Here is a 26,970-nt window from a genome sequence, read left to right as displayed (position 1 = left end):
TGCGGCGGCCTACAGCCTCGCTGTCGTGTTCGGGTTGGCGCTCCCCGAACAGCCCGACCCGATCAAGCGCACTACGGTGTTGGGTCCGGCTCTCGGCCTTCGTTGCGCAGGGCTTCGGTGCCGGCCTTCGTGTTCGCCTCCGACGCTGCCCGACGCAGCTTGTAGAAGAGCTGCGGTACCCGGGGGCCGTCCCGGCGGAGCAGGTACGCGGAGTCCTGAATCTCGCGGCATTCGGCGACGGTCACCGTCTCTGGCTGCGTGATGTACGCCTGCCAGAGATCGTTAATTTTGTGTTCGACCTGTTGGCGGGCGGTTGCGTGCTGCCAATGCAGCCGGGCTAGCTCTACGGAGTCGAGGAATGCCGGCGCGCTAGGAAGGAAGATCTTGACGAGGTAGTCCGCCAGGCTCATGTCCCGGACGAGCGCGACGATGAGCCCGACGACGAACCAGGAGATCCCCGCGATCAGGATGGTGCCGCCGTACGCCCGGTGATCCTGTCGGCTCCACACCATGCTCTGGCGCTGGCAGAGCAAGACATCGGCCGGCCACGGCGTGTTACCTAGGTCGATGCTGTACCACTCGCGATAGTCGGTGTCGGCCTTGATTTGCCGGGCCGCCGCGCACACGTCGTCGGGCGACGGTCGTCGGCCTGCGAGGGCTGCGTTCCAGGGCAGGTGGAACAAGCTCGTGTCGTACAGCTCATGAACCCGGACCGCTTCGAGCGTGCTGCGCTGCTCCATCCACGTCAACAGGGTGCGGCCGAGCACGAGCCAGCCGGCACTGATAGCCGCTACGAGGTCGGTGGTAGACGGGATGGACAGCGAGACGAACGGGCCGACGGCGGCTAGGACGAACGTCCCGAAGGCCCGAGCGCGCCGCCAGCGGTGAGCGACCTGGTAGTAGCGGCTGTAGGCGAGCAGGCGCCGCAGGTGCTCGGGATTGTCCTGCCGCTGTTTGATAAGCGAGGACTGCCCCTCGGGAACCGGCCGGGCCGTTGGCGTACCGGTCACGACAGCGGAAACAACGGACCGAACAGATTGCGCCATGCTGCGAGGGCGTCGCCGGTGCGGCCGGACCGCTCCAGGTTGATCGCCGCGGTGCACGCGGCCTCGGCGGCCCGCAGGGCCGCGCGCGCCTTTTCCATCTTCGTGGCGTCGCCGTCGAGAACGTCGGAGATGTCCGGGCCGACGCCCGCCGGGTCGGACCAGCCGTCGTCGATGTGGTCGGCAGCGCTGGCGAAGAACTGCCGGAGTTCTCGCCGGTGGTCACCGGACCACGAACCGGTGATCAGCTTCAGGGCCATCACCTCGATGAGGAACGACGGCTCGATCGGGTGGGCGTGAACTTCGTTCCATTTCTTGATCATCTTGACCAGCGGCTTCCACTGCTCGGCGAAGTTCTGGTTCGCCGTGGTGGCCTTGTCCGCGTGGACCTTGGGGTTGGTGTGGACCCACTCGCCCTGGACGTCGTCGGGGATCAGGTAGTGGTCGCCGTGGGCGAACGCGGGGACGACATCGAACGACACGACCTCGTCGCTGACGTCGTCGACGACGTTCACGCCGAAGTCGACGCGTACGGCGCGCCGGTCGCAGCACACGCGGTCGTCGCCGTAGTGCGGCGCCAGCACGCCGCGGACATCTTCCAGTACGTCGTGGGGGTGGCGGTCGAGGTAACCGGGGTCCGTCAGGACGATCATGATGTCGACATCGCGCAGCGGCTTTGTCTTGGTGTGCCGCCGGTACGCGCCGGTGAGGAAGTCCTCCTTGATGTCCAACGCCGCATCGAGCTGCTGACGGATGCGTTGCTGCCGGGTGCTGGCCGAGTTGTCCTCGGCATCGGTGGTCTCCAGCCGCGTGCGGAACTTACGGAACGCTTCGTTCGGACTGATCATTAGCTGCTCCGGGTGTAGTAGCTGAGGCCCGCGCCGAGGCTGCCGCCGCCGATTGCGGTACCGACGGAGTGCCGGGTGAAGCCGGCCGTCGAACGGAGAGTGGTGCTGCTCCAGCCGGCTACGTCTGGTCGGCCGGACGCCGTCTCGGCGACGATGCGGTACTCGCAGCGCGACGGGTAGGAGCCGTTCTTGCGCACGGTGTAGGAGACGGTATCCGGGTCGAGCCACAGTTCGCCGTCGCCGTCGCCGTAGTACGTGTAGTCGATGGTGAAGTCGAACCGGCCCACCAGGTCAGCGCCGGCCGGTTTGCCGGGGTCGTACACCTCCAGCACGAGGCTCTTGAGGTGCCTGGATCCCAGCCAGGTCGCCACCCCGGACTCGAGCACGCCCCACTGGTTTCGGATCTTGTCGGTGCTCAGTCCGCTCTCACGGATGATCTGCTTCACGCTGCGAAGCATGTTTGTCGCGACGTGGGTGGTCGCGTGGGTGTAGGTGTTGACCCGGACGCTCGTGCTCACGACCGCTCCAGTTCGTCGTAGTTGATCGAGATGGAGCCGGCTGCATGAGGTGTCGATGCGGCGGTGACCGCGATCCCGTCGGTGACGTCCCGCACCTCAACGAACGGGTACGGCTGCAGCGCGGCGCGAACGTCGTCGATGTCATCGATGCCGCATGGAAGTGACAGCCGCCAGCCCGGGTCGGCGAGGGGCCAGGTCGCCAGCGGCGGCTCGTCCTCACTCTCGATCGCGGCCGTGCCGTGCGCGGTATAGATCCGTACCCGGTCGCCGCTGGCGGGCATGACGACGATCGGGGCGTCGCGGGTGTACTCCTCGGCGATCAACATGGCGGCCACGTTCGTGATCGTCTCCAAGCTCGTGCGCGCCGCTTGGTCAGGCGCGGTGAGTGACTCGACGATCGCGTCCCACGTCTCGACCGAGGTGCGCACCGGTACAGAGGGAACCGTCCTGGAAACCACGCTCATGATCGGCCACCCAGCTCGCCGAGCGCCGTCAGGAGATCTTCGCCGGAAACGCGACCGGGATCGCCCTGCGCCTCGCGGCGGACGGCACACGCGGCGGCGACCGCCTTGCGCAATTGGCGGCCGTCCAAGCCGGTTGCCAAGTCCGCCGCGCGGTCCAGCACGTCCGGCTCCAGTAGCCCAGCCGCATCCGGGAAGGCGGCGGCGACCGCGGCCGCGGTGTGCTCCAAAATCGTCCGCCGGGCGGTGCGGTCGGGCAGCGGGACCTCGAAGATCCAGTCAGCCCGCGACGCGAGGGCGGGATCAATGGCCTCCTTGAAGTTCGTGGTCGCGATGATCAGCACGTTCGGGTGGCGTCGAGCCAGCCGGTCCAGGCCGACCAGCGCGGCATCCACCGCACGGTGCACGTCGATCGGGTTGGCCTCCATCGACAGCGCGGTCCGGTCGGTGAACAACGTCTCCACCTCGTCCAGCAGCACGATCATCGGGCCGGCGCTGGCGTGCTCATCCAGCAGCGTTCCGAACAACTGATCAACTGCCCGCTGGCTACGCCCGAGCGACGAGCTGGCCAGTCCGTGCGGATCAACCTCGATGAACAACCACGGGGACGTGTCGACCACGGTCCGGGACACCCGGTCCGCGAGGCCGCGTGCCACGGTGGTCTTCCCGACACCGGGTGGTCCCGCCAACAAGAGCACCCCATGCAACGGCAGGGCGTCGAACGGCACTGCCGCACGCAGGTGCGCTGACGCGACCGCGGTGCGCAACAACCTGCTCTTCGTCCCCGCCGGCATGACGATCGCTGACCACGCGCCAGCGAACTCCTCATCGGGCAACTGCCGCGCGTCCGCTACGCCCGGCGCCGCCACATCCGGCAGACGCCGCGCAGCCCGGCGCGCACCAACGGCCTGAGCCATATAACCCCCAAATTCGCGGGTCCCTACCCGCATCGAGCGTGCGTCCTCCCGGCTCCCACGAAATGGGGCTACGCTGGAACCACGAGGATCGTACGGCATGTACCGATCGAGGTACAACCGCTCGGCGCTCCAGTCCCGCGACTCGACGCGTACGCCCCGCCCGACCCGACGAGTCCAGCCACACTGATGCGATTATGTTGATCCAAAACATGACCCTCGACGTGGTGATGGAGGTGGACGTGGACGAGCCGATCGACATCAAGATGCTGGGACGGCTCGTCCGCGCCGAGCGCGAGCGACGAGGCCGGCTAAGTCTGCGGGCCGCCGCCGAACAGGCCGAGGTGCCCTTCAACACCTTGGCCCGGGTCGAGAAGGGCGATCTGCCCGATCTGGCGAACTTCCGGAGAATCGTGCACTGGCTCGGCCTTCCGCCGGAACGCTTCTTCGAACCGCCGCAGATCAGGACCGAGAACACGCCCGAGGTCATCGCCTACCACCTCGCCCGCGATCCCAACCTCACTGACGCTGCGGCGGAGAAGATCGCTGGCTTGGTACGCGAGCTGTACACCAACCTGGCTGGCACCGATCGCGGCATGCGCGTTCACCTTCGGGCCGCGACAACGTTCAACCCTGAGGCCTCTCGCAAGCTCGCAGAGCTGCTCGAACAGATGCAACAGAAGCTGACCACCACGCCGTCGGCCGAACGCTGACGGCGAAGGCGGACACCACATGCGACGGGGATTCAAGACTGAGGCCGAGCGGCTCGCCGACCGCACGCGAGCCCAGCTTGGACTCCAGCCGCACGCTCACATGCCGATACGCGATCTCGCCACGCACCTCAGCATCGAAATCTATTCAGCGGATGACCTCGTCGACCAAGCCGATCTCGAAGAACTCGACCGGCTCCAACCCGGCGTGTTCTCCGCCGCGACGTTCCACCTACCCGACGGCCGAACCGTCATCGTTAGCAACCCCTACAACGAGGTAGGCCGCACCAACAGCGACATCGCTCACGAAATCGCCCACCTGCTGCTACGCCATGACGTCCGAGAACTCCAGCAAATCGGCGGCCATACCTTCTTCACCTGCAACCCCGAGCAGGAGGAGGAGGCGAACTGGCTTGCCGGCTGCCTGCTCCTCCCCCGTGCCCTCCTTCTGCGTGAGGCATTCGCCGGCTCGGACCCAGCCGCCATCGCCCAGAAGCATCAGGTCAGCATTCCAATGGCCAGGTTCCGACTCAACGCCAGCGGTGTCCTCCTGCAAGCGCAGCGTGCGCGGTCAGGCCGCATCCGGCGCTAGGCAATTCGCGATCCGGCCACGCTCAGGGCCGCGCGAAACGAGGAAGGGTGGACCCCCGTCCGCCGAGCATCGGCAGGCTGATCGTCAGCGGGCGCCGTGTCGTAGCGGGGTGTCGTAGGGGTTCGCCGGCTGCGGCAGGGAGCGGGCCCGGCCGATCAGCGATCGGCCGGGCCCGTCAGGTGAGTGCGGATCAGGCGAGGTCGAACCGGTCCAGCTCCATGACCTTGGTCCAGGCCGCGACGAAGTCCCTCACGAACCTGTCCCGGGCGTCGCCGCTGGCGTACACCTCGGCGAGGGCCCGCAGCTGCGAGTTGGAGCCGAAGATGAGGTCGACCGCGGTGGCCGTCCACTTCAGCTCTCCGGTGGCCGCGTCGCGGATCTCGTACGCGTTCTCCTCGGACTCCGACGCCTTCCACCGGGTACCCGGCGACAGCAGGTTGACGAAGAAGTCGTTGGTGAGCACGCCCGGCCGGTCGGTCAGCACGCCGTGCTGGCTGCCGCCGACGTTCGCGCCGAGCGAGCGCAGGCCGCCGATGAGGACGGTCATCTCGGGCGCGGTCAGGTCCAGCATGTACGCGCGGTCGACGAGCAGTACCTCCGGCTGGGTTTTCTCGCCGGCACGCAGGTAGTTGCGGAACCCGTCGGCGCGCGGCTCGAGGACCCGGAAGGACTCGACGTCGGTCTGCTCCGCGGTGGCGTCGGTGCGTCCGGGGTGGAACGGCACCGTCACCTCCAAGCCGCCCTCGCGCGCAGCCTTCTCGACGGCGGCCGAGCCGGCCAGCACGATCAGGTCGGCCAGCGAGATCTTCGCGCCGCCGGCGTCGTTGAACTCCCGCTGGATGCCTTCGAGCGCGTCGAGTACCGTCGCCAGCTGCTCGGGCTGGTTGACCTCCCAGCTGCGCTGCGGCTCGAGGCGGATCCGCGCGCCGTTGGCGCCGCCGCGCTTGTCGGTCGACCGGAAGCTGGCCGCGGAGGCCCAGGCGGTCGAGACCAGCTGGGCGGTGGTCAGGCCGGAGTCCAGCACCTTCGCCTTGAGGGCCGCGACGTCGGCGTCACTTACGAGCGCGTGGTCGACGGCCGGCACCGGGTCCTGCCACAACTGCGGCTCGGCGACCCACGGCCCGAGGAAGCGGCTGACCGGGCCCATGTCGCGGTGCAGCAGCTTGTACCAGGCCTTGGCGAAGGCCAGCGCGAACTCGTCCGGGTTTTCCAGGAAGCGGCGCGAGATCTTCTCGTACGCCGGGTCGACGCGCAGCGACAGGTCGGTCGTGAGCATCGTCGGCTTGTGCTTCCTGGCCGGGTCGAACGGGTCCGGGATGATCGCCTCGGCGTCCTTGGCCACCCACTGCTTCGCACCGCCGGGGCTGGTCGTGAGCTCCCACTCGTAGCCGAACAGGATCTCGAAGAACCGGTTGCTCCACTGTGTCGGCCGGTCGGTCCAGGTCACCTCGAGGCCGCTGGTGATCGCGTCACCGCCCTTGCCGCTGCCGTGGCTGCTCAGCCAGCCCAGGCCCTGCGCCTCCAACGGGGCGGCCTCGGGCTCGGGGCCCACATGGTCGTCGGCGATCGCGGCGCCGTGGGTCTTGCCGAAGGTGTGGCCGCCGGCGATGAGGGCGACGGTCTCCTCGTCGTTCATCGCCATCCGGCCGAACGTCTCCCGGATGAAGTGGGCCGCCGCCAGCGGGTCCGCGCTGCCGCGAGGGCCTTCGGGGTTGACGTAGATGAGCCCCATCTCGGTGGCGCCGACCTCGGGCGCCATCGTCGTGTCGGTGACGTACCGCTCGTCGCCGAGCCAGGTGTCCTCCGGGCCCCAGAAGATCTCCTCCGGCTCCCAGACATCCTCGCGACCGAAGCCGAAGCCGAACGTCTTGAAGCCCATCGACTCCAGGGCGACGTTGCCGGCCAGCACGAGCAGGTCGGCCCAGGAGATCTGCTGGCCGTACTTCTGCTTGACCGGCCACAGCAGCCGGCGCGCCTTGTCGAGGTTGGCGTTGTCCGGCCAGCTGTTGAGCGGCGCGAAGCGCTGCCCGCCGTCGCCGGCACCACCGCGGCCGTCGTGGATGCGGTACGTGCCCGCGGCGTGCCAGCTCATCCGGATCATCAGGCCGCCGTAGTGGCCGAAGTCGGCCGGCCACCAGTCCTGCGAGGTGGTGAGCACCTCGGCGATGTCCTGCTTGAGGGCCTCGACGTCGAGCTTCTGGAACTCCTCGGCGTAGCTGAACGTCTCGCCCAGCGGGTTGCCCTTTGACGACTTCGCGTGCAGTACCGAGAGGTCGAGCTGGTTGGGCCACCAGTCGCGGATCGAGCGCGGGCGGCCGCTCCGCTTCGGGGTCGGCGAGTCGATCGCCGGGTTTTCGCTCTCGCTGCCGTGCGCGGTCACGGAGTCGTGCGCGACCGGGCAGCCCGCCGCGCTCGACTGGGCGCTGTCCTGGGTGTCGCTCATTCGTTTCCTTCCGAACTTCCGGTCACTTGGCCTAACTTCGGTCACTTGGGCGTAGGTTCGGCCGCGCAGTCGGGGCAGGTGCCCCAGTAGACGACCTCCGCCTCGTCGACCACGAAACCGCGGTCGTCCGAGGCGGTCAGGCAGGGGACGTGGCCGACGGCGCAGTCGACGTCGGCGATCGCGCCGCACGAGCGGCACACCACGTGGTGGTGGTTGTCGCCCACCCGCGACTCGTAGCGGGCGGTGGCGCCGGCCGGCTGGATGCGCCGCACCAGGCCGGCGTCGGTGAGGGCGCGCAGCACGTCGTACACCGCCTGGTGGGAGACCGTGGGGTGGTCGGCCCGGACGAGCGCGATCACCCTGTCGGTGTCGACGTGCGGGTTGTCGCGAAGAGCGGCGAGCACCGCGAGCCGCGGCCTGGTCACGCGCAGCGAGACCGCTCGTAGCTGCTCCTCGAAGTCCGCCCTCACACGATCAACATAGAACACTTTTCTGGAAACGTTCAGGTTTTCGGGCGACTCGCCGATCATCTCACACCGGGCGGATGGTCCCGCTCCACTGCGTGATCGACCCGTGCCGCGGCGGGACGGCCACACCGCCCGACCGACAGTCACTACCATCGATCCATGAAGCGAGGGCTGGTACTCATCGCGGTCATGGCGTCGCTCGTCGCGGCGGGCGCGCCGGCGGCCGCCAACGAGCGCGGACGCTCGCTCGGCACCCCCGTCGCGGTGCGCCCCCTGCCCACCGAGCTTCGGCTGACCGGCACCGGCGCCGCGTGGCGTGTCTGGTACGTCTCGACCTCGTGGAGCGGCCGCCGCACCGTGGTCAGCGGCACGGTCAGCGTGCCCACCGGGCGACCACCCGCCGGGGGTTGGCGGGTGGTCGGCTTCGGGCCCGGCTTCAACGGCACGCCCGACGCCTGCGCCGCATCGGTCGCCGGCACGCCACCGTTCGCCCGGCCGCTCGGCGAGGCGCTGCTGGCCGCCGGCTACGCGGTCGCGGTCACCGACTACGAGGGCATCGGCACGCCCGGCGAAGGCTCCGGAGTGCACGGCCGCGCCGAGGCGGCCGCCCTCATCGACGTCGTGCGCGCGGCCCGCCGGATCGCGCCGGTCTCCCCCGCGTGGGCGTCGGTCGGCTACTCGATGGGCGGGCACGCCGCACTGTGGGCCGGCTCGCTCGCCACGTCGTACGCGCCCGAGCTGCGCCACGTCGGCACCATCGCGGTGGCACCCACCACGCAGTGGGGGCTGCAGTCGGCCGCCAGCGGCGTCCCCACCGCGCCGCTCAACCCGGCGATCCCATACCTGGGCCGCACCCTGCCGATCACCGACCGCGCCGACTTCCGGGCCGAGGACTGGTTCACACCGCGCGGCCTGGAGCTCGTCGCGGCCGCGGGCCGCCTCTGCGTGGCCGACCTGGCCGCCTCCGCCGCGGGCGTCACAAACGCCGACGCGTTCCTCGCCCCGCCCGCCGCCGGCGCGCGGTTCGCCGCACTGCTGGCCGACGACGAGGTACCGGTGACGCGCTACCCGCGCCCGGTCCGCCTGGCCCACGGCACCGCGGACGCGCTGCCCGCGGCGCTGACCGAGCTGACCGCCGGACAGCTGGCGGCCGGCGGCACCGACGTCGACTACGTACCCATCGCCGGCGCCGACCACTTCACCGTGCTGGCCGCCGTGGCGCCGACCGTCGTGGTGTGGCTCGGCGAGATGTTCAGGCCGGCTTACGCGCGAGAATGAGGCCGTACCGCGGGCTGCCGTCCCGCTGCCGGCCCAGCCCAGGCAGCGCGGCCGCCGTCACCGCGAACCCCGCCGCCGCCAGGTCGTCGCGGACCGCGGGCAGCGGGCTGGTGCGGTAGTACATCACGAACGGCGGTCGCCACAAGGCATTGCGGACCCGCATGGCCAGATCAAACCCGGCCGTCACCCAGTGCGCCACCGACGTGAGCGACGGCGGCGCGCCGATCGGAAAAGCGAAGAGCCCGCCCGGCCGCAGCGCGCGGTACACCCCCTCGAACACGGCCGGACGCTCCGCGGCCAGGAAATGCCCGAGCGCCCCGAACGTGACCGCGAGGTCAAACCCCTGCACGAACGGCATCGCCCGCACATCGGCCCGCACCCACCTCGCGCCCGGATGCGCGCCGCGCGCCTGGGCGAGCATGCCCGCGCTGAAGTCGACGCCCGTGACCGGTCCGCGGCACACGGACGCGAGGACCCGGATGCCCGCGCCCGTGCCGCAGCACACGTCCAACCCCTGGTCGAACGGTCCGAGCTCGGAAAGCACCTGCGCGGTCGGACCGAGGATGCTCTCCGGGGTGCGGAAGGGCGTGAAGTCGAACTTCGGAGCCAGCAGGTCATAGCCCCGCTCGACCGACGACAACGCTTGGACGCAGAGCTCGCGGAGGGACGGACCTTGAGGCGAGAACACCGGCCGAGGGTACCCGCCGGGGCTGGGGTGACCGCGCACCTCAAGATCCCTCGAAGTTCCAGCGCGAAATGGTCAGGACTGCCGCGACGCCGCGTGGTCCGGACCGTAGCTCCGGTGACTTCCCAGGAAGCGCCAAGATCTCGGATGGCTGGGACGTTGGCCATCGAGGCGACCGTTGACCTCCCGAAGCCGACTTATGGCGGACGGCCGAGTCGCCCGTAGACGGTCAGGATTCTGACGCTCCTCGAACCCCGGTCTCAGGTGGAGACCGGGGTTCTTCACTTGTGGCAGCGACCTATGGTCGATGCCCATCAATCCGACCTGGCCAGCCCTACCGGCGACGATCATGAGGGGGCAAGATCTCCGATGGCCAGACACGAGCCATCGAGGCGACCGTCAATCTTCCGACTCCAGCCTATGGTTTGCGTGGTGGTAACCCGTAGCGCGAACGAAGCGGGTGGGACCAAGCCCTCGGTCCCACCCGAGACAAGGGCTTGATGCTCGTCGTTAGGGCACGATCGGAAACTCATAGGACGATCGGGGGACTTCTGCTCCAGGCAACGACCGCCCGCGCGAGGTCGTCGTTGGATCACTTATGCGTCCCCACCCGCACGCCACGCCGCTACAAACCTCTGACGTCACGCTAGAATCGCCCCCACTCGCTTCCGATGACCTGTGGGGGTATCTCGTGCCGAGGCCGGTCCGAAGTAGACGGATTCGCGGCGAGTTCAACCTGGGCGAGGAGGCGGCGGAATTCGACGGCCTACTACGAGAAGCCTTCTACGAGACTTGGCTCTATCGAGCGATCGTCTCACCCGAAGATCGCAAGTGCTTCTTGATCGGTCGAACCGGCAGCGGCAAGTCAGCCTGCCTCAGGCGCCTAGAGGAAGCGCACCGAGAACACACAATCCGAGTAAATCCTGAGGACCTCTCCCTTCCGTACATAACAGAGCTTGGTGTCATCAAGTACCTTTACTCGCTTGACGCACATCTGGACTCTCTCTTCATTGCACTCTGGAAGCACGTCCTTTTGATCGAAATCATCAAACATCGCTACAAAGTCGATTCAGCGGATGCTCAGCGGCGATTCATGGACGTACTAAAGGACAAAATCAAGCGCGATCGAAGCAAACGCGCCGCACTTGCATACCTCGAAGAATTCGAGGGAAAGTTCTGGTGTGAGACCGATGAGCGAGTAAAGGAGATAACCAGAACTTTCGAGAATCAGATCAAGGCCGAATCTGGTGCCAAGATCTCTGCCACCGGCATCGGGGATCTTTCAATTTCTGGCGGAGATTCATACGGGGAGTCGCTTGCCGAGCGAACTGAACTGGTCAACCGATTTCAGCGAGTCGTAAACGAGACCCAATTGCCTCGACTGAACAAGATGATGACTGTTCTAAATGAGGACATCCTCGATTCTCGACAGCACTTCACGTACATCATTATCGACGACCTCGATCGCGACTGGGCGGACGAGAAGGTCGGAAACGACCTTATCCGCTGCCTCTTCCGTGCCGTATTCGACCTGACAAGGGTCGAGAACTTGAAGGTTTTGGTAGCACTACGAACGAATATCTTCGAATCACTGGACTTCGGACGCACCGGCGGGCAGGAGGAAAAGTTCCGCGCCCTTAGTCACAGAGTGGCGTGGAGTAAAGACGACCTACGCGAGCTACTAGATAATCGTGCCGCTGCAGCGGCGACTCGATTCGACCTAGATGACATCAAATGTGTCGCAGACATATTGCCTCGAACAAATCGCACGATGGGCGACGCGCTCGTTCACATCCTGAACCGCACGCTAATGCGCCCCCGGGATGCAATCGCCTTCCTCAACAAATGCTTCTCGTATGCCAACGGCAAGGAAAAGTTGACGTGGAAGAGCATTCATGCCGCAGAAGCTACATACTCGGCTAATCGGCTACTCGCCCTACGGGACGAATGGAAGCCAACATTTCCAGGCATTGAGCGCGTGCTGCGCATCTTCACCGGAAGTCCATACACCCTTACCTGGCAGCAGATGTCACAACGGCTAGTCAATTGTGCATTGCTTACTGTCGAGCCAGACTTTGCCGGTACTCCATGGATGAAGGAACTGGCCGCGCCGCTCTGGTCGGCATCCGGTTCGGAAGATCCGACGGAAGTATGTCAACCCTTGCTTAGAATGCTACATAATATTGGCTTTATCGGTTGCGTCACATCCACTCCGGAATCAGTGGCTACCGATGGGCGACAAGAGGATGAGCCTGCGATTTTCAACTACGACGATCCGAGCTTTCCTGACCACATCAGCAATCTACGCTCTGTGAACGGCTTCGTCGTACATCCAGCGTTTCGGCCCGCACTAGACATTCAGGGCTGAAGCGGTCCCGCCCCGCATACCTTGCCCGTAGACCCTGTTATGTGCTTCTTGGTGTTGGACTTATCCGTTCGGCGCGGGACGCTCCTGCCTAGTACACGGTCGTGAGGCTGTAGTCCGTCGGGCGCCCCGCTGCCCCACCAAGCCATTCCTTTCTATCCGGCGATGCGCTGCGCCACGGCGTTGAGCCGCGAGGGATCTCGCTTTGCGTCGACATCGCTATAGCGCAAAGTTCGTCGCCACCAGGACTGGCTTTCGGACGCTCCGCGGTCTCATAACCGGCCGAAACATCATGCGGGGTGGCGTCGGTCCGGAGGGATGGGGCGACGAAACGCGGAGGGTGACGCCGCGGGAGCGACGGTCCGGACCACTGCGGACATCGCGGCGGCTCGCAGCTCACGCACCGGCATCGTTTGCGAGAGATCTGCCGGCCGGCACGTCCTGCCGTACCAGGGTGAGGCGTCCGGGCTCGATCCTGCCCGGGAAGTAGTGGTGGCCTTCGGGCGAGAGAAGGAGCTCGCCGACCTCGATGCCGTCCACCGCCCACACGTCCACCGGCCCGCCAGTGTTGTTCAAGAAGATGAACCAGTCGACCTCGTGCGGGTCGACGCAGAGGAAGCAGCCCTCGACCTCCGGGCCGCGGCTGCCTGCGATGCCCCGCGCGGCCCCCATCCGGGACCAGTCCAGGCCGTACGTCCTTATCGACTCGCGGTTGCGCACGGACGTGACGTGGTGGAGGCGCGGCATCCGCAGACGGTACCGGTCGCCGATACTGTGGGGCGTGTCGATGATGGACGCTCAGGAGGTCAGGCGCGCGAGCCGCCTGCTGGCGCCGGGCATCCCCGTGGTCGTGTTCGTCCTCGACTTCTTCTTGCTTTTCGCCTCCTATGTGCTGCTGTCCTGGGTCGCGCCCGGCCTGCTCGGCGACGTCGCTGACCGGCGGGCGTGGTTTGCGGCCTGGATCTCGCTGGTCAAGGCACCCATCACGTTCGTGTGGGTCATGGCGGGTTCGTGGCGGGGCTGGGCCGCGGCGATGAGGAACGGCGAGGTTGGGCGGCCGGAGGTTTTGACGGGGCGCCGGCGGGTCCTGGCGAGGGTGCGCAACGACGCGGTGGAGGTCGCGTCGTTGCTCGTGGCGGCGCTTATCGTGTTCACGCGCGTCCGCGATCCCGGCGATGTGGGGCTCTGGCTGGTCGTTGCCGTGACGGCGGCCGTGCCGTTGCTGCTGCCGTTGCCCGTGCAAGGGCCTGGCTGGCTGGTCCGCCGGTGGTGGCGGGCCAGGCGGGGCCGGCGCCCGTCGTCGACGCCGGGCGGGTCTCAGGTCGATGACCACCAGGTTGACGGTGCGGCCACGGTGTAGCCGAGCGACTCGTACAGCGGTTTGCCCAGCCGTGACGCGGTGAGGGTGACCGGCAGGCCGGTCAGCGGGGCGAGCGAGCCGAGCATCACCGCGCGGCCCACGCCGCGGGAGCGGAAGGCTGGTGGCGTGCCGACCCAGTAGTGGCTGGCGATCCCGTTCGCCACGACGGTGACGGCCGCGCCGGCGATCTCGCCGTCGAGGTGGGCGACGAAGACGTCGACGCCCGGCTGGGTGAGCAGCGCCATCGGAAACATCTCGCCGCCGCGGTACGGCTCGAACCTGGTCAGCTCGAAGCCGTCGATCACGGCGCGCTCGGCGGCGCGCAGGTCGTCCTCGGTCCGTACCCGGCGCACGCTCATCGCGGGTTCGGCGACCGGGCCGGGCTGGCGCAGCATGACCGGCATCTGCCAGCTACGCAGGTTGAGGTGGGTCAGGTCGGTCGCGCTGAAGGGGTCCTCGACATCCACGGGGCCGGCGGCGCCGCGCGCTAGCTCGGTGATCTCGGCCAGTTCGTCGCCGCCGAGTTTGGGCTCCTGGATGAGGATGCGCAGGCCGGCGCGGTCGTCGCCGGCGACGGCGAGAAAGCCGGGGCGGCGCAGCACCTCGTGCCCGCGGGCCCGGCCGGTCGCGGCCCAGAACGCGGCGGAGTTGCGGGCCTGGAGCAGTGGCGCCTCGGCCAAGGCGGCGGGGTTCGTCCCGGTCGTCATGCGGCAATCATTCCTGCGAGATCACGATGCCGGAAGTCGCCTGGGCCGGTGGCGGCCCGGGTCGCGATAATGATCGCGCGACCGGGCGCGTACGAGAGGTGGGCGGCGTGGCGACAGCGACCGCGAACGGCATCACGATCGAGTACGACGTTCTCGGGAAAGCCGACGACCCGCCGATGTTGCTGATCATGGGGCTCGGCGCGCAGCTCATCGACTGGCCGCAGGAGTTCTGCGAGCGGCTCGCCGGCCGCGGGTACCGGGTGATCCGGTTCGACAACCGGGACGCCGGCCTGTCCGGCGGTTGCGACGAGGCGGGGGTGCCCGACCTGGCCGCGGTGTTCGGCGGCGACCTGCGCACCGTGCCGTACGGGCTCGGCGACATGGTGGGCGACACGATCGGCCTTCTCGACGCGCTGGGTATCGAGTCGGCGCACGTCGTGGCCGCGTCGATGGGCGGCATGATCGCCCAGCAGCTGACGATCAGCCATCCGCGGCGGGTCCGCAGCCTCTGCTCGATCATGTCGACGACCGGCGACCGCACGGTCGGCCAGCCCACGCCGCAGGCGGCGATGCTGCTCGCCCGGCCGCCGGCGACCAACCGCGACGAGGCGATCAGCAACGCGCTGGTCGGCGCCCGCCTGCTCAGCTCCCCCGGGTTTCCGGTCGGCGACGACGAGCTGCTGCGCCGGGCGACCGCGAAGGTCGACCGGGCGTACCGGCCGGCGGGCACGGCCCGGCAGCTGGCCGCGGTGCTGGCCGCGCCCGACCGCACGGAGCAGCTGCGGAAGGTGGCCGCGCCGACGGCCGTCATCCACGGGGCGGAGGATCCGCTGATCGGCGTCAGTGGCGGCCGGGCGACCGCTGACGCGATTCCGAAGGCGGAGCTGCTGGTCGTGCCGGGCATGGGCCACGACCTGCCCCGGCCGGTCTGGCCGCAGTTCATCGACGCCATCGAACGGGTGGCGAGGCGGGGCGAGGCGCGATGAACCTGCGGTTTCAGACCCGGGCGTCCGACTCACCGTGGGTGGACAGCGTGTGGACCTGCACCAGCGAGCAGGTCACGCGGATGACCTCGGTGGCGGCGGTCCGCTGGGGCCTGGTGTTCCACGAGCGCGAGGGGAAGGCGTACGCGAGCGTCACCGGCCCCGAGACCAGGACCAGCACCGCGCCGGTGCCGGACGGCGCCACCTTCGTGGGTATCGACTTCGCCGTCGGCACGTCGCTGCGGGCGCTGCCCGCGCCGGTCCTCGTCGACGGCGGGGTCGTGCTGCCCGGCACCACCCACCGCACCTTCGAGCTCGACGGCGACCGCTGGGAGACGCCGGGCCCGGACGACGCCGAGGCCCTGGTGGAGCGCCTGGTCCGGGCCGGTGCCCTGGTCCGCGACCCGCTCGTCGCCGAGGTGCGCCGTGGCCACCGCCCGCCGGTCTCGGACCGCACGGTGGAACGCCGCTTCCGGGCGGCGACCGGGCTTACCCAGGGCGCCGTGCGCCAGATCGAACGCGCGCGCGAGGCCGCGACGCTCCTGGCCGCCGGCGCCCCGGTCGCCGACGTCGTCACCGGGCTGGAGTACTTCGACGCGCCGCACCTGGCCCATGCCCTGAACCGGTACGTCGGGCGGACGGCGCGGCAGCTGCGCGAGGGCACCGGCGGGGCGATCGCGTTGAGCCTGGATCAGCGGACCTCGTAGATCAGCTTCAGGATGCCGTTGCGGTACGCCTCGGACTCGCGCAGGTTGAGCATCTGCTTGGCCTTGTCGGCGTCGCTGAACAGGCTCTTGCCCCCGCCGAGCAGCACCGGGAAGACCAGCAGGTTGTAGCGGTCGATCAGGCCCGCGTCCGACAGGCGCCGGGCCAGCTCCGCGCTGCCGTGTATGAAGATCGCGCCGCCGTCGCTCTTCTTGAGCTCGGCGACGTCGTCGGTCGAGCGCAGGATCGTCGTCGGGCCCCATCCGTCGATGAGGGCGTCCTCGGGCAGCGTGCTGGACAGGACGTACTTGGGCAGCTCCTTGTAGTCGGCGTGGTCTTCGGACTCTCGCCAGACGGGGGCGAACGCCTCGTAGCTGCGGCGGCCGAAGAGCAGCGCGGTCGTGTCGGCGAGCTCTTCCCCCTTGATCGTCCAGGCTTCGGGCACCATCTCGAGGTCCTTGAACACCCAGCCACCGCTGCGGTGCTCCTCGCCCGGTCCACCGCCCGGTGAGTCCACAACGCCGTCGAGCGACATGAACCCGGTATAGACCAGCTCACGCATGCGAGGTTTCTCCTCCATGGTCAGGCGACGAGGTCGCCATGTAGATCGAAAATGCGGCCACTCCGCATGCTAGGGCGCGCCCTTGGCGACGTCTTGTAAGGAAACGACAGCAAACCTGACGGCCGTCCTGCGGTGAGCGCCAGTACCATAAGCAAGGCCGGTTAGGCGAATCCGACAAGACTCGTTGTTGGGTTCCGCCAAAAGCTGGCCCCGCTTTCTCGTCAGCGGGCCACTGGGCTCGCGCTTTACGATCGGCGAGGATCCGGGGACCAGATCATTGCCGGACGTGTCGGCCGCGACGGGGAAGAGGTTCGCAGGTGTTCAGGCGTATCGCCATCGTCAACCGCGGTGAGGCCGCGATGCGGCTCATTCACGCGGTCCGCGAGATAGCCGCGCAGACCGGCTCCCGGATCGAGACCGTCGCCCTGCACACGGACGTCGACCGCACCGCCACGTTCGTGCGCGAGGCCGACATCGCGTACGAGCTGGGCCCGGCGGCGGCGCGTCCGTACCTGAACCTGCCGCTGCTGGAGTCCGCGCTGGTGGAGACCGGTGCCGACGCGGCGTGGGTCGGCTGGGGGTTCGTCGCGGAGGACCCGGCGTTCGCGGAGCTGTGCGAGAAGATCGGCGTCACCTTCGTGGGGCCGAGCGCGGAGGCCATGCGCCGGCTCGGCGACAAGATCGGCGCGAAGCTGATCGCCGAGGAGGTCGGCGTGCCGGTGGCGCCGTGGAGCCGCGGCCCGGTCGACACCGTGGACGACGCGCTGGCGGCCGCCGAGCGGATCGGGTACCCGCTGATGCTGAAGGCGACCGCGGGCGGCGGCGGCCGCGGCATCCGGGTGGTGACCAACGGCGCCGATCTCGAGGATGCGTACTCGCGCACGCGGCAGGAGGCCGAGCGGGCCTTCGGCAGCGGCGTGGTCTTCCTGGAGCGCCTGGTGACCGGCGCGCGGCACGTCGAGGTCCAGGTGATCGCCGACGGCAGCACCGCGTGGGCGCTGGGCGTGCGGGACTGCTCGGTGCAGCGGCGCAACCAGAAGATCGTGGAGGAGTCGGCCTCGCCGGTGCTCAGCCCCGAGCAGGCGGACGAGCTCAAGGCGTCGGCCGAGCGGCTGGCCGTCGCGGTGGGCTACCGGGGCGCGGCGACGGTCGAGTTCCTCTACCACCCCGGCGACCGGATCTTCGCCTTCCTGGAGGTCAACACGCGCCTGCAGGTCGAGCACCCGATCACCGAGTACACGACCGGATTTGACCTGGTCAAAGCGCAGCTTGAGGTGGCGGCCGGCGGCCGCCTGGAAGGCCGGCCCCCGCCGAGCGCGGGCACGCGATCGAGGCCCGGCTCAACGCCGAGGATCCCGACCGCGACTTCGCCCCCTCCCCCGGCCGCATCGCGCGGCTGGACCTGCCGGTCGGGCCCGGCATCCGGGTGGACACCGGCGTCAGCGAGGGCGACACCATCCCGGCCGACTTCGACTCCATGATCGCCAAGATCATCGCGTACGGCCGGGACCGCGACGAGGCCCTCGGCCGCCTGCGCCGCGCCATGGCACAGACCACTGTCGTGATCGAGGGCGGCGCGACGAACCGCAGCTTCGTTCTGGACCTGCTGGACCAGCCCGAGGTGATCGACGCCAGCGCCGACACCGGCTGGATCGACCGCGTCCGCGGCGAGGGCCGGCTCGTCTCGCAGCAGCACTCCGCCGTCGCGGTGGCGGCCGCCGCCATCGAGGCGTACGAGGAGGAGGAACGCGCCGAGCGCCAGCGGCTGCTGTCGACCGCGTTCGGCGGGCGCCCGCAGGTGCAGCACGAGAGCGGCCGGCCGCTCGACCTCAAGCTGCGCGGCGCCGGCTACCGCGTGCGGGTCGCGCGGGTCGGCGCGCACCGGTTCCAGGTGGGCATCCAGGCCGGCGGCGAGAGCGCCACGGCCGAGGTCGAGCTGGAACGCTTCGACGAGCACACCGGGCAGATCGCGGTCAACGGCAAGCGGTACCGGCTGCTGACCGCCACCCACGGGCCGATCCACCTGGTCGAGGTCGACGGCGTGACCCACCGCGTCAGCCGCGACGAGGGCGGCGTCATCCGCTCGCCGTGGCCGGCACTGGTCGTCGCCGTGCCGGTGGCGGTCGGCGACGAGGTCGAGGCCGACGCCCCGGTGCTCGTGATGGAGAGCATGAAGATGGAGACGGTGCTGCGGGCGCCGTTCCGGGCGCGCCTGAAGGAGTGCGCTGTCACGGTCGGCAGCAAGGTGGAGACCGGTGCGCCCCTGCTGCGGCTGGAGCCGCTCAACGACTCCGCGGACGTCGAGGCGGCGCCCGCGGCGGACGTCGAGCTGGACCTGCCCGCCACGCCCGCGGACGCGCCGGCCCGCCTGCGTGTCGCCCGCGGCCAGCAGGACTTGCGCAGCCTGCTGCTGGGCTACGACGTCGACCCGCACGACGACGGCCGCGTGCTCGAGGACTACCTCGCCGCACGCCGGGCGGCCGTGGCCGAGGGTGTGCGGCCGCTGGCCGGTGAGCTGGCGCTGCTGGAGGTGTTCGCGGATCTCGCCGAGCTGAGCCGCAACCGGCCGACGGGCGAGGACAGCGCCGGCGGCGACAGCCACGTGCGCAGCCCCCGCGAGTTCTTCCACATGTACCTGCAGAGCCTGGACGTGGAGCGGGCCGGGCTGCCGGAGACGTTCCGGGTCAAGCTCGCCACCGCCGTCGGCCACTACGGCGTCGCCGAGCTGGAGCGCACACCCGAGCTCGAAGCGGCCGTGTTCCGGATCTTCCTTGCCCAGCAGCGGGCCTCCACCGACGCCGCCTTGGTCGCCACGCTGCTGCGCGCCTGGCTGGTCGAGTCGCCGCCGGACGAGGCGCTGCGCGAGCCGGCCGGTCTGGCGCTGGAGCGGCTGGTGGCCGCCACGCAGGTCCGCTTCCCCGTGCTCGCCGACCTGGCCCGCGGCGTGGTGTTCGCCTGGTTCGCCCAGCCGCTGCTGCTGCGCAACCGCGCCCGGGTGTACGCCGAGGTCCGCCAGCACCTGCGCCACCTCGACGCGCACCCGCAGTCGCCCGACCGGGCCGAGCGGATCGCCGAGATGGTGCGCAGCACCGAGCCGCTGGTGCGCCTGCTCGGCCAGCGGCTGGTCCGGGCCAACCTGGACAACTCGGTGATGCTGGAGGTGCTGACCCGGCGGTACTACGGCAACAAGGGCCTCACCGGCGTCCGCACCCGGCACGTCGCGGGCTGCGCGTTCGTGGTCGCCGAGCGGGCCAGCTCCTGCGTGGTCTCGGCGGCCGTCCGGTTCGACACCTTGGGTGGCGCGCTGCGCGGCCTGGCCGAGCTGGCCAGCGACGGCGACGTTCCGGTCGACGCCGACATCTACCTGGCCTGGGAGGGGCAGCCGGAAGACTCCGACGCGATGGCGGCCGCCCTGCACGAGGTGGTCGCCGCGCACCCGCTGCCGCACCAGGTGCGCCGGCTCACCACCACCGTGGCCGGCCGCGGCGGCGCCGTGATGCACCACCACGTCACGTTCCGCCCGTCCGACGGCGTGATGACCGAGCAGCGGCTGATCCGCGGCCTGCACCCGTACATCGCGCAGCGGATGCAGATGGAGCGGCTGAGCCGGTTCGACCTGACCCGCCTGCCTTCTTCGGACGAGGAGGTCTACCTCTTCCAGTGCGTGGCGCGGGAAAACCCGTCCGACGACCGGCTGGTCGCCTTCGCGCAGATCCGCGACCTGGCCGACCTGCGCGACCAGGACGGCCGGCTGGTCGCGCTGCCGACCGCGGAAAACCTGATCGCCACCTGCGCCGACTCGATCCGCCGCGCGCAGTCCCGGCGGCCGTCCAACAAGCGGTTCAACACCAACCGGATCGTGCTGTACGTGTGGCCGCCGGGTGACATCACCCGCGACGAGATGGAGATGATCGCGCGGCGCGTCCTGCCGACCACGGTTGGCGCAGGGCTGGAGGAGATCCTGTTCATCGGCCGGCAGCGCGACCGGGCGACCGGCGCGCTGGCCAAGACCTGGATGCGCATCTCCTTCGACGCCACCCGCGGCACCCAGCTGACCATGGGTGAGCCCTCCGACGAGCCGGTCGAGCCGCTGGACGACTACCGGCTCAAGGCGTTGCGCGCCAGCAGCCGCAACACGGTGTACCCGTACGAGGTGGCCGGGATGCTCGGCGACTTCGTGGAGCACGACCTCGACGACGACCACGTGCTGGTGCCGGTGGGCCGCCCGAAGGGACGCAACACCGCGGCGATCGTGGCGGGCGTGGTCACCACGCCGACCGAGCGGCACCCGCAGGGTGTCGTCCGCGTGGTGCTGCTCGGCGACCCCACCAAGTCGCTGGGCGCGCTGTCGGAGCCGGAGTGCCGGCGGGTGATCGCCGCGCTCGACCTGGCGGAGCGGATGCGGGTGCCGCTGGAGTGGTACGCGCTGTCGGCCGGCGCCCGGATCTCCATGGAGTCGGGCACGGAGAACATGGACTGGGTCGCCGCCGCGCTCAAGCGGATCGTGGAGTTCACCCAGGACGGCGGCGAGATCAACATCGTGGTCGCGGGCATCAACGTGGGCGCCCAGCCGTACTGGAACGCCGAGGCGACGATGCTCATGCACACAAAGGGCATCCTGGTGATGACGCCCGACTCGGCGATGGTGCTCACCGGCAAGCACGCGCTCGACTTCTCCGGCGGCGTGTCCGCCGAGGACAACTTCGGCATCGGCGGCTACGACCGGGTGATGGGGCCGAACGGGCAGGCGCAGTACTGGGCACCGACCCTCGGCGCGGCGCGTGGGGTGCTGATGGCGCACTACGACCACACGTACGTCGCGCCGGGCGAGTCGGCGCCGCGGCGGGCCACCACCACCGACCCGATCGACCGCGACGTCTCCGGCTTCCCGCACGCCATGGACGGCAGCGACTTCGCCACCGTCGGCGAGATCTTCTCCGCGAAGGCCAACCCGGACCGCAAGAAGGCCTTCGACATCCGGTCCGTGATGCGGGCAGTGTCCGATCAGGACCATCCCGCGATCGAACGCTGGGCCGGCATGGCCGACGCGGAGACCGCGGTGGTGCAGGACGCCCACCTCGGCGGTATCCCGGTGTGCCTGCTCGGCATCGAGTCCCGCTCGGTGCCGCGGCGCGGCTTCCCGCCCACCGACGGCCCGGACACGTACACGGCCGGCACGCTCTTCCCGCGCTCGTCGAAGAAGGCCGCGCGCGCCATCAACGCGGCGAGCGGCAACCGGCCCCTTGTCGTGCTGGCCAACCTGTCCGGCTTTGACGGCTCACCGGAGTCGATGCGCAAGCTCCAGCTGGAGTACGGCGCCGAGATCGGCCGCGCCATCGTCAACTTCCGCGGCCCGATCGTGTTCTGCGTGATCTCCCGCTACCACGGCGGCGCGTTCGTCGTGTTCTCCAAAATGCTCAACCCCAACATGACGGTACTGGCGCTGGAGGGCTCGTTCGCCTCGGTGCTCGGCGGCGCTCCCGCGGCCGCGGTGGTGTTCACCGGCGACGTCAACGCCCGTACCGCCGCCGATCCGCGCGTGCGCGACCTGGAGGCCCGCGTCGCGGCCGCCACCGGCGTCGACCGGGCCACGCTCGCCGCCGAGCTCGACGAGCTGCGGGCCACGGTCCGCGTGGAGAAGCTCGGCGAGGTCGCCGCGGAGTTCGACCGCGTGCACGACATCCACCGCGCCGTGCGGGTCGGCTCCGTCGACGCCGTGATCAGCGCCGCCGAGCTGCGGCCGCGCATCATCGAGGCGCTGGAGGCGCGCCTGGCCTGACGCGCCGCGGGTCAGGGGCTCGTGCAGGTGGTGCCGGTCGGTGCCAGGGCGCCGTTTCCGGTGGCGACGAAGCCGAAGGTCGTGGTGCCGCCTGCCGCGAGGCTGCCGTTGTATGGCGCGTTGCGCACCGAGACCGCGCCGCTGGTGCCGGTGTTGACGCCGTTCCACAGGTTGGTGATGCTCTGGCCACTCGCGAGGGTGGTGCGCACCGTCCAGCCGTTCAATGTGGTGGTGCGGTTGTTGCGCACGCTGACCTCGGCCTGGAAGCCGCCGCTCCAGGTGCCGATCGTGCGGTAGGTGGCCGTGCAGGCGTCGCCCGTGGGCGGCACGGACGTCGGCGGTAGAGACGTCGGCGGCACGGACGTCGGCGGCACGGAGGTGGGCGGTGTCGAGGTCGGCGGCGCGGACGTGGGCGTGCCGTTGCTGAGGCTGTCGGGCACGGAGCGCAGCGCGTCGTACCACACTGCGGCCATCTTCTCGTAGCCGCCCGCGTTGGGGTGGATCCCGTCGGCCAGGTCCGACGCGGTCAGCGCCCGGAACATGTCCACCAGGTACACCCGCTTGCCGGCCGCGACCTTGCTCTGCACGATCCCCGGTATCGCCGCGTTGTACGTGCGGACCGCGGCGTCCGCACTGGGAAGCGGGACGATGGTCGCGACGAAGACGATGATGCCCGGCGACGTGTTCGTGATGCGGTCGAGCAATGTGGACAGTCTGGCGGGCGCGCCGGACGCGTTTCCGAACATGTCGTTCGTGCCGATGTGCAACAGCACCGTCCGCGGCGTGGTGGCGCGGAGCCAGTTGACGACGTTGGCGTCGATCTGGTCGATCCGCCAGCCGGAGTGGCCCTGGTGGTCGTGGTCGCCGAGGCTGGCCGGCCCGTTGAACTGCGAGCCCACGAAGTCGACGGTGTGACCGCCGGCCACAAACCGCTGCCACAGCCCGATCCGGTAGCCGCCCGGCACGTTGAACCCGTCGGTGATCGAGTCGCCGAGCGGCATGACCCGCACTCCCCCGTTCGACTCGGCGCTGGCGGCCGGCCCGGTGAGGACCATCGCGGCGGCGGTCACCGCCGCGGTGGCGAGCACGGCAAGGGCACGCTTCACCGGGTACATGGGCACCGCCTTCTGATCGCCGGGGGTACGCAGCCAGATTACGGAAACTTGTCGAAATATTCAAATGTTTCTATGCAATGTTTCCGGGAACGCCGGCATGCTCGCCGCGTGGCCGGGGCACTGGAGGCGTTGCGTTATGGGTCCTTGCGTTCGTCGATCAGCATCTGTTCCCTTCCTAGCCGACCATCCGCGCGGTGGCAGGCCATCCGCGTCCGCTCTGCCGCTGGTTCCCCATCTGACGACCGCCGGGTGGGGTTCGGCGTTGATCGGGGTGCCGACCCAACCGTCCGCGGTGTAGAAGACACTCAGCCTGGGCGCTGGATCGTCTGGATCTCGGTGATCGATGACGTGGGCAAGGTCAAGACGAGCCGGATCCAGCACGATGCCAATCTCTCCAGCAGCTTCGCGGCTGACTGACCTTCGGGCTGTCGGCGGCCAGTAGCGCGGATGATCGGGCAAGCTCCACTAGCCGCGCACCTGGGCATGGTCGAACGCGCTACCCCACTACGAGGTGTTTTGACGTCAAGCTCCCAGCGCACACGCGGTTGGGTCTTCCTGTGCTCCCGCTACGGGAAGTCTTTAGGGCTGTGTCGGCGCCGCTCCGTCGGTGAGGTAGATCGTGGTGCCCTTGGTGCGGGCGAGGAGGGCGGCCTCGATGCGCGGTGCCACGCGTGGCGGCAGCAGGTGGCGGCACTGTTCGGGGTCGTGGAAGGCGTAGGTTTCCAGCTCGTCAGGCTCGACGCGGATGTTGTGGTTGGTGGTGAGTCGGCCGCCGTCGAAGATGAAGTTGACCAGTGCCCGGGGTCGTGGCCCTGCGGGTGAAGCCCAGTCGATGACCAGCAGATCGCCGACGGGCAGGGCGAGGCCGAGTTCTTCGTGTAGTTCGCGTTCGGCGGCGGCGTGCGGGGTTTCGTGCTGGTCGACGTAGCCGCCGGGGATGGCCCAGTGGTCGCGGTAGGTCGGTTTGACCAGCAGCACCCGGTCGGTGTCGTCGGTGACGAACAGGGCTGCGGCGGCGTGGAAGGTGGCCAGTTGCGCGTACCACTTGTCTGGCTCAACCCACGTCATTTGCTGACTCTACCCACGGCTGGCTGATGAAACACAGTTGCGGGCGAGGTGCAGGAACTCGTCCACGGCTGGATTGCCGCGGTAGGTGGAGAGCCGCTGGGCCAGGTCGATGATGCGGTCGGTGACCCGGCGGGAGTGCACTCGTTCGGCGAGTTGAAGCGCGTCGTGGCCGAGCTGGCTGGCATGCTCCGGCTCGGCGGGTGACCCGGCGGTGTGGACGCTTGCGATCAGCGCGGTGTGCAGGGCTCGGGTACGTACGCTTCCCTCTGGAAGATCCAGGGCCTGCTCCGTATAGCGAAGGGCTTCGGTAGTGCGGCCGAGGTCGCGCAGGCAGCGGATTGTCGTGCCGGCCAGGTGCGCCGGGGTGAAGTAGCCGGCCCACGCGGGCTGGTCTGATCCGTTGATCCTCGTGGTGGCGTCGTCGGCTAGCTTCAGCGCGGCGGTGCAGTTGCGTGCGTCGCCAGCGATGGCGTGTGCGCATGCTTCGGCGGTGTGTAGCCGGGCCATGACGGCGTTGTGAGCGCGGCCGCGGCCGCCGTTGACGGCGGCCCGGGCCAGCCGGACCGCCTCGCCCGGCCGTTGCAGGTAGACAGCCTGGGTGGACATGTTGGCCAGGATGCGCGCCGCGCACGCGGGGGTGGTCCCGGATGTACCCGCGGTAGTTGTTGGTGTTGCCGCTGCTCCCCGCGCACGCCGGGGGGTAGTCCGGTGGAGTCGGCCGTCGTGGGCTTGTTGGCTGATCGCTGCACCGCGCACGCGGGGGTGGTCCCATTCACACTGCAACATCTACCAACTAAAACGATCTGCTCCCGCGGACGCGGGGTGGTCCCGGCCTTTGCCTGCGCGCTCCGAGCAGGAATCCTGCTCCCGCGCACGCGGGGGTGGTCCGTCCGGCCGGTTTGCCGGCGTGCTAGCCAAGGCCTGCTCCCCGCGCACGCGGGGGTGGTCCGTCGGCCGAGGTGCGCTTCCGCGCCAACGCGGTGGCTGTCGTCATAAGCGGCCAGGACGGCAGGGTAAAGCCCTCACCCCCGCCACCCGGGAACGAGGCCGTGCATCGCATTCTCCCGGATGGCTCCGGCGCGCCGGCTGACGAGGGCGAGAAGGCGTCGGCCGTCTCGCCCTCGCCGGGTTGCCGGCTCAGCCGGTCCGCAGTTGCCACCCCTCGATGTACGTGGGTGCCGTGACGGTCGACGGGTAGTAGCCCCACTCCTCGCAGCTCGTCGAGGCGTTGCGCCGGTGCCACTTCTCGACGTAGTACGACACGTCGTAGCCGTGCACGCCGTAGTCGGCGTAGACGGTGCTGTACGCCGGCACCTCGAACGACGTCGACACGCCGATCATCGTGGAGCGGATCTGCGTGATCGCCGTGCTGACGTTGATCGTCAGCTGCTCGGTTAGCTGCGCGGCCACACCGACCGTCGTGGTGACCTGGAATGTCTGCGTCTGGTTGGCCGTGACGGTCGCCGCGACCGGGTAGGGCAGGCCGTTGGTCACCGCGCGGCCGTCGCTGACCAGAAAGCGCGGCGTCGCGGACACCACGCGGTACCGGTGGCCCTCGTACATGTGCCCCAGCCGGCCGAGGTAGGCGTAGTGGTGCCAGTACTGGATGTCGCTCGGGCAGGGCACGATGGCACCCGCCTGCGCGGCCGAGGGCGCGATCACGGCGGCCAGGCCTGCGGCCAAGCTCGCCGTCAGGACCCAGGCCGTCAGCCGGCTGCGCCGCCTTGTGCCCGTCCTGCCCTGTCGTCTCCTGAAGAGCATGAAGCCTCCATGTTGATGGGACGAGTGTGCTGCGACGCGCGCCGGCGAAGTGGTCGCCTACGTATTGGCGCCCGGGGCCTGAAGGCACGTCAAGAATTCCGACGCGCGGGAGCCAAACCCTGCGTCATCACGCGGCGAATGCTGCGCCATCACGCGCCGTGCTCGCGCGGCGCGCGGCCGGTCGGCGGGTGGCCTACCGCGGGATGGCGACGAGCTCGACCTCGAAGCCGTCGGTGTTTTCGAGGTAGGCGGCGTAGTGGTCCGGGCCGCCGGCGTGCGGGTGGCGGTCCCGGAACATCAGGCTCCAGCCGTGGTCGGCGGCCTGCTCGGCCAGGGTGTCGACGAGCCGCCGGCCCTCCACATGGAACGCGAGGTGGTTGAGGCCGGGCCGGCGGCGGTCGTGGTCGACGGCGGTGAGGTCCGGGGACTGCTCGACGACGATGTAGGTCGGGCCCAGCTGCCAGCTGCGACCGGCGGGCCAGGACTGAAACTCGGTGTAGCCCAGGCGTTGCAGCAGCCATCCCCAGCTCAGGACGGCCCGGCCGAGGTCGGGTACCCAGATCTCGATGTGATGCGGCGTCCCGGTGGTCGGCACGGTCCCCGCCC

The 26,970-nt window shown here is 69.4% G+C and carries 24 protein-coding genes and 1 pseudogene; 9 read left to right on the top strand and 16 right to left on the bottom strand.

The window, feature by feature from the left end; all coding sequences use genetic code 11:
* Positions 1 to 71 precede the first annotated feature (71 nt).
* The 5 genes from Phou_RS30695 to Phou_RS30675 are packed head-to-tail and all read right to left on the bottom strand — an operon-like array spanning position 72 to position 3,787.
* On the bottom strand, positions 72 to 1,010 hold the full coding sequence (locus tag Phou_RS30695) for an S-4TM family putative pore-forming effector (protein WP_173062355.1): 939 nt from the start codon (positions 1,008 to 1,010) through the stop codon (positions 72 to 74).
* Positions 1,007 to 1,891, bottom strand: coding sequence for a CBASS oligonucleotide cyclase (locus Phou_RS30690; RefSeq protein WP_173062352.1), 885 nt, complete (start codon positions 1,889 to 1,891; stop codon positions 1,007 to 1,009). The genes Phou_RS30695 and Phou_RS30690 overlap by 4 nt, the downstream gene beginning before the upstream one ends.
* Positions 1,891 to 2,409 carry an HORMA domain containing protein gene (locus Phou_RS30685; RefSeq protein WP_173062350.1) on the bottom strand — a complete coding sequence of 173 codons (519 nt, stop codon included), beginning with the start codon at positions 2,407 to 2,409 and terminating at the stop codon, positions 1,891 to 1,893. Before Phou_RS30685 ends, Phou_RS30690 begins: the two co-directional genes overlap by 1 nt.
* Positions 2,406 to 2,873, bottom strand: coding sequence for a CBASS system Cap8 protein (locus Phou_RS30680; RefSeq protein ID WP_173062348.1), 468 nt, complete (start codon positions 2,871 to 2,873; stop codon positions 2,406 to 2,408). The genes Phou_RS30685 and Phou_RS30680 overlap by 4 nt, the downstream gene beginning before the upstream one ends.
* On the bottom strand, positions 2,870 to 3,787 hold the full coding sequence (locus Phou_RS30675) for an AAA family ATPase (RefSeq protein ID WP_173062346.1): 918 nt from the start codon (positions 3,785 to 3,787) through the stop codon (positions 2,870 to 2,872). The genes Phou_RS30680 and Phou_RS30675 overlap by 4 nt, the downstream gene beginning before the upstream one ends.
* Before the next feature lie 209 nt (positions 3,788 to 3,996).
* Between Phou_RS30675 and Phou_RS30670 the strand changes: the two genes are divergently transcribed.
* Together Phou_RS30670 and Phou_RS30665 are read left to right on the top strand one after the other, a co-directional pair.
* Complete coding sequence (locus Phou_RS30670; protein ID WP_173062344.1) at positions 3,997 to 4,497, top strand: helix-turn-helix domain-containing protein; 501 nt, start codon at positions 3,997 to 3,999, stop codon at positions 4,495 to 4,497.
* A 19-nt stretch (positions 4,498 to 4,516) separates the two neighbouring features.
* On the top strand, positions 4,517 to 5,086 hold the full coding sequence (locus tag Phou_RS30665) for an ImmA/IrrE family metallo-endopeptidase (RefSeq protein ID WP_173062342.1): 570 nt from the start codon (positions 4,517 to 4,519) through the stop codon (positions 5,084 to 5,086).
* 190 nt (positions 5,087 to 5,276) lie between these two features.
* Here Phou_RS30665 and katG read toward each other — a convergent pair whose 3' ends face one another.
* Positions 5,277 to 7,529 carry a catalase/peroxidase HPI gene (gene katG / locus Phou_RS30660; protein WP_173062339.1) on the bottom strand — a complete coding sequence of 751 codons (2,253 nt, stop codon included), beginning with the start codon at positions 7,527 to 7,529 and terminating at the stop codon, positions 5,277 to 5,279.
* A gap of 41 nt (positions 7,530 to 7,570) precedes the next feature.
* The gene (locus Phou_RS30655) at positions 7,571 to 7,999 is read right to left on the bottom strand and encodes a Fur family transcriptional regulator (RefSeq protein ID WP_246273968.1); all 429 of its coding nucleotides are present in this window, start codon (positions 7,997 to 7,999) and stop codon (positions 7,571 to 7,573) included.
* Between the two features lie 156 nt (positions 8,000 to 8,155).
* Between Phou_RS30655 and Phou_RS30650 the strand changes: the two genes are divergently transcribed.
* Positions 8,156 to 9,274, top strand: a complete 1,119-nt coding sequence (locus tag Phou_RS30650; RefSeq protein ID WP_173062333.1) for a lipase family protein — start codon at positions 8,156 to 8,158, stop codon at positions 9,272 to 9,274.
* Here Phou_RS30650 and Phou_RS30645 read toward each other — a convergent pair.
* Positions 9,249 to 9,962, bottom strand: coding sequence for a class I SAM-dependent methyltransferase (locus Phou_RS30645; protein WP_173062330.1), 714 nt, complete (start codon positions 9,960 to 9,962; stop codon positions 9,249 to 9,251). The two genes, Phou_RS30650 and Phou_RS30645, sit on opposite strands and share 26 nt — an antisense overlap.
* A 595-nt stretch (positions 9,963 to 10,557) precedes the next feature.
* On the opposite strand from Phou_RS30645, the gene Phou_RS30640 reads away from it, so the two are divergent.
* Positions 10,558 to 12,327: a P-loop ATPase, Sll1717 family gene (locus tag Phou_RS30640; protein ID WP_173062327.1), complete on the top strand. Its 1,770-nt coding sequence runs from the start codon at positions 10,558 to 10,560 to the stop codon at positions 12,325 to 12,327.
* 393 nt (positions 12,328 to 12,720) lie between these two features.
* Here Phou_RS30640 and Phou_RS30635 read toward each other — a convergent pair whose 3' ends face one another.
* Entirely contained in the window at positions 12,721 to 13,071 is a 351-nt protein-coding gene (locus Phou_RS30635; RefSeq protein ID WP_173062324.1) for a hypothetical protein, read from the bottom strand.
* A gap of 34 nt (positions 13,072 to 13,105) precedes the next feature.
* On the opposite strand from Phou_RS30635, the gene Phou_RS30630 reads away from it, so the two are divergent.
* Complete coding sequence (locus Phou_RS30630; RefSeq protein WP_173062321.1) at positions 13,106 to 13,684, top strand: hypothetical protein; 579 nt, start codon at positions 13,106 to 13,108, stop codon at positions 13,682 to 13,684.
* Here the strand turns inward: Phou_RS30630 and Phou_RS30625 are convergent.
* Entirely contained in the window at positions 13,642 to 14,391 is a 750-nt protein-coding gene (locus Phou_RS30625; protein WP_173062318.1) for a GNAT family N-acetyltransferase, read from the bottom strand. The two genes, Phou_RS30630 and Phou_RS30625, sit on opposite strands and share 43 nt — an antisense overlap.
* A gap of 107 nt (positions 14,392 to 14,498) precedes the next feature.
* Here Phou_RS30625 and Phou_RS30620 point away from each other — a divergent pair, with 107 nt between their 5' ends.
* Together Phou_RS30620 and Phou_RS30615 are read left to right on the top strand one after the other, a co-directional pair.
* On the top strand, positions 14,499 to 15,377 hold the full coding sequence (locus Phou_RS30620; RefSeq protein ID WP_173062315.1) for an alpha/beta fold hydrolase: 879 nt from the start codon (positions 14,499 to 14,501) through the stop codon (positions 15,375 to 15,377).
* Positions 15,374 to 16,081, top strand: a complete 708-nt coding sequence (locus Phou_RS30615; RefSeq protein ID WP_173062312.1) for a helix-turn-helix domain-containing protein — start codon at positions 15,374 to 15,376, stop codon at positions 16,079 to 16,081. Before Phou_RS30620 ends, Phou_RS30615 begins: the two co-directional genes overlap by 4 nt.
* Here the strand turns inward: Phou_RS30615 and Phou_RS30610 are convergent.
* Positions 16,066 to 16,641, bottom strand: a complete 576-nt coding sequence (locus tag Phou_RS30610) for a dihydrofolate reductase family protein (RefSeq protein ID WP_173062309.1) — start codon at positions 16,639 to 16,641, stop codon at positions 16,066 to 16,068. The two genes, Phou_RS30615 and Phou_RS30610, sit on opposite strands and share 16 nt — an antisense overlap.
* 317 nt (positions 16,642 to 16,958) lie before the next feature.
* On the opposite strand from Phou_RS30610, the pseudogene Phou_RS30605 reads away from it, so the two are divergent.
* A pseudogene (locus Phou_RS30605) lies at positions 16,959 to 22,420 on the top strand (ATP-binding protein).
* An 11-nt stretch (positions 22,421 to 22,431) separates the two neighbouring features.
* On the opposite strand, the gene Phou_RS30600 reads toward Phou_RS30605, so the two are convergent.
* Positions 22,432 to 23,535 carry a cellulose binding domain-containing protein gene (locus tag Phou_RS30600; RefSeq protein WP_173062306.1) on the bottom strand — a complete coding sequence of 368 codons (1,104 nt, stop codon included), beginning with the start codon at positions 23,533 to 23,535 and terminating at the stop codon, positions 22,432 to 22,434.
* Positions 23,536 to 23,643: 108 nt separating this feature from the next.
* On the opposite strand from Phou_RS30600, the gene Phou_RS30595 reads away from it, so the two are divergent.
* Complete coding sequence (locus Phou_RS30595) at positions 23,644 to 23,952, top strand: hypothetical protein (protein WP_173062303.1); 309 nt, start codon at positions 23,644 to 23,646, stop codon at positions 23,950 to 23,952.
* 162 nt (positions 23,953 to 24,114) lie between these two features.
* Here the strand turns inward: Phou_RS30595 and Phou_RS30590 are convergent, their stop codons facing one another.
* The 4 genes from Phou_RS30590 to Phou_RS30575 form a co-directional block, all read right to left on the bottom strand.
* Positions 24,115 to 24,603, bottom strand: coding sequence for an NUDIX domain-containing protein (locus tag Phou_RS30590; protein WP_173062299.1), 489 nt, complete (start codon positions 24,601 to 24,603; stop codon positions 24,115 to 24,117).
* A gap of 9 nt (positions 24,604 to 24,612) precedes the next feature.
* Entirely contained in the window at positions 24,613 to 25,389 is a 777-nt protein-coding gene (locus Phou_RS30585) for an NsdA family TPR-like regulatory protein (protein WP_486357961.1), read from the bottom strand.
* Between the two features lie 351 nt (positions 25,390 to 25,740).
* Positions 25,741 to 26,364, bottom strand: coding sequence for a hypothetical protein (locus Phou_RS30580; protein WP_173062293.1), 624 nt, complete (start codon positions 26,362 to 26,364; stop codon positions 25,741 to 25,743).
* 193 nt (positions 26,365 to 26,557) lie between these two features.
* Positions 26,558 to 26,959 (bottom strand): VOC family protein, encoded by a 402-nt coding sequence (locus Phou_RS30575; protein WP_173062290.1) that lies wholly within the window; start codon positions 26,957 to 26,959, stop codon positions 26,558 to 26,560.
* Positions 26,960 to 26,970 lie beyond the last annotated feature (11 nt).

Origin of the sequence: Phytohabitans houttuyneae (genome assembly GCF_011764425.1) — a bacterium.
GTDB classification, from domain to species: domain Bacteria; phylum Actinomycetota; class Actinomycetes; order Mycobacteriales; family Micromonosporaceae; genus Phytohabitans; species Phytohabitans houttuyneae.
Note: the sequence above shows the minus strand (reverse complement) of the source record. Positions and strands in the feature narration are given on the sequence as shown.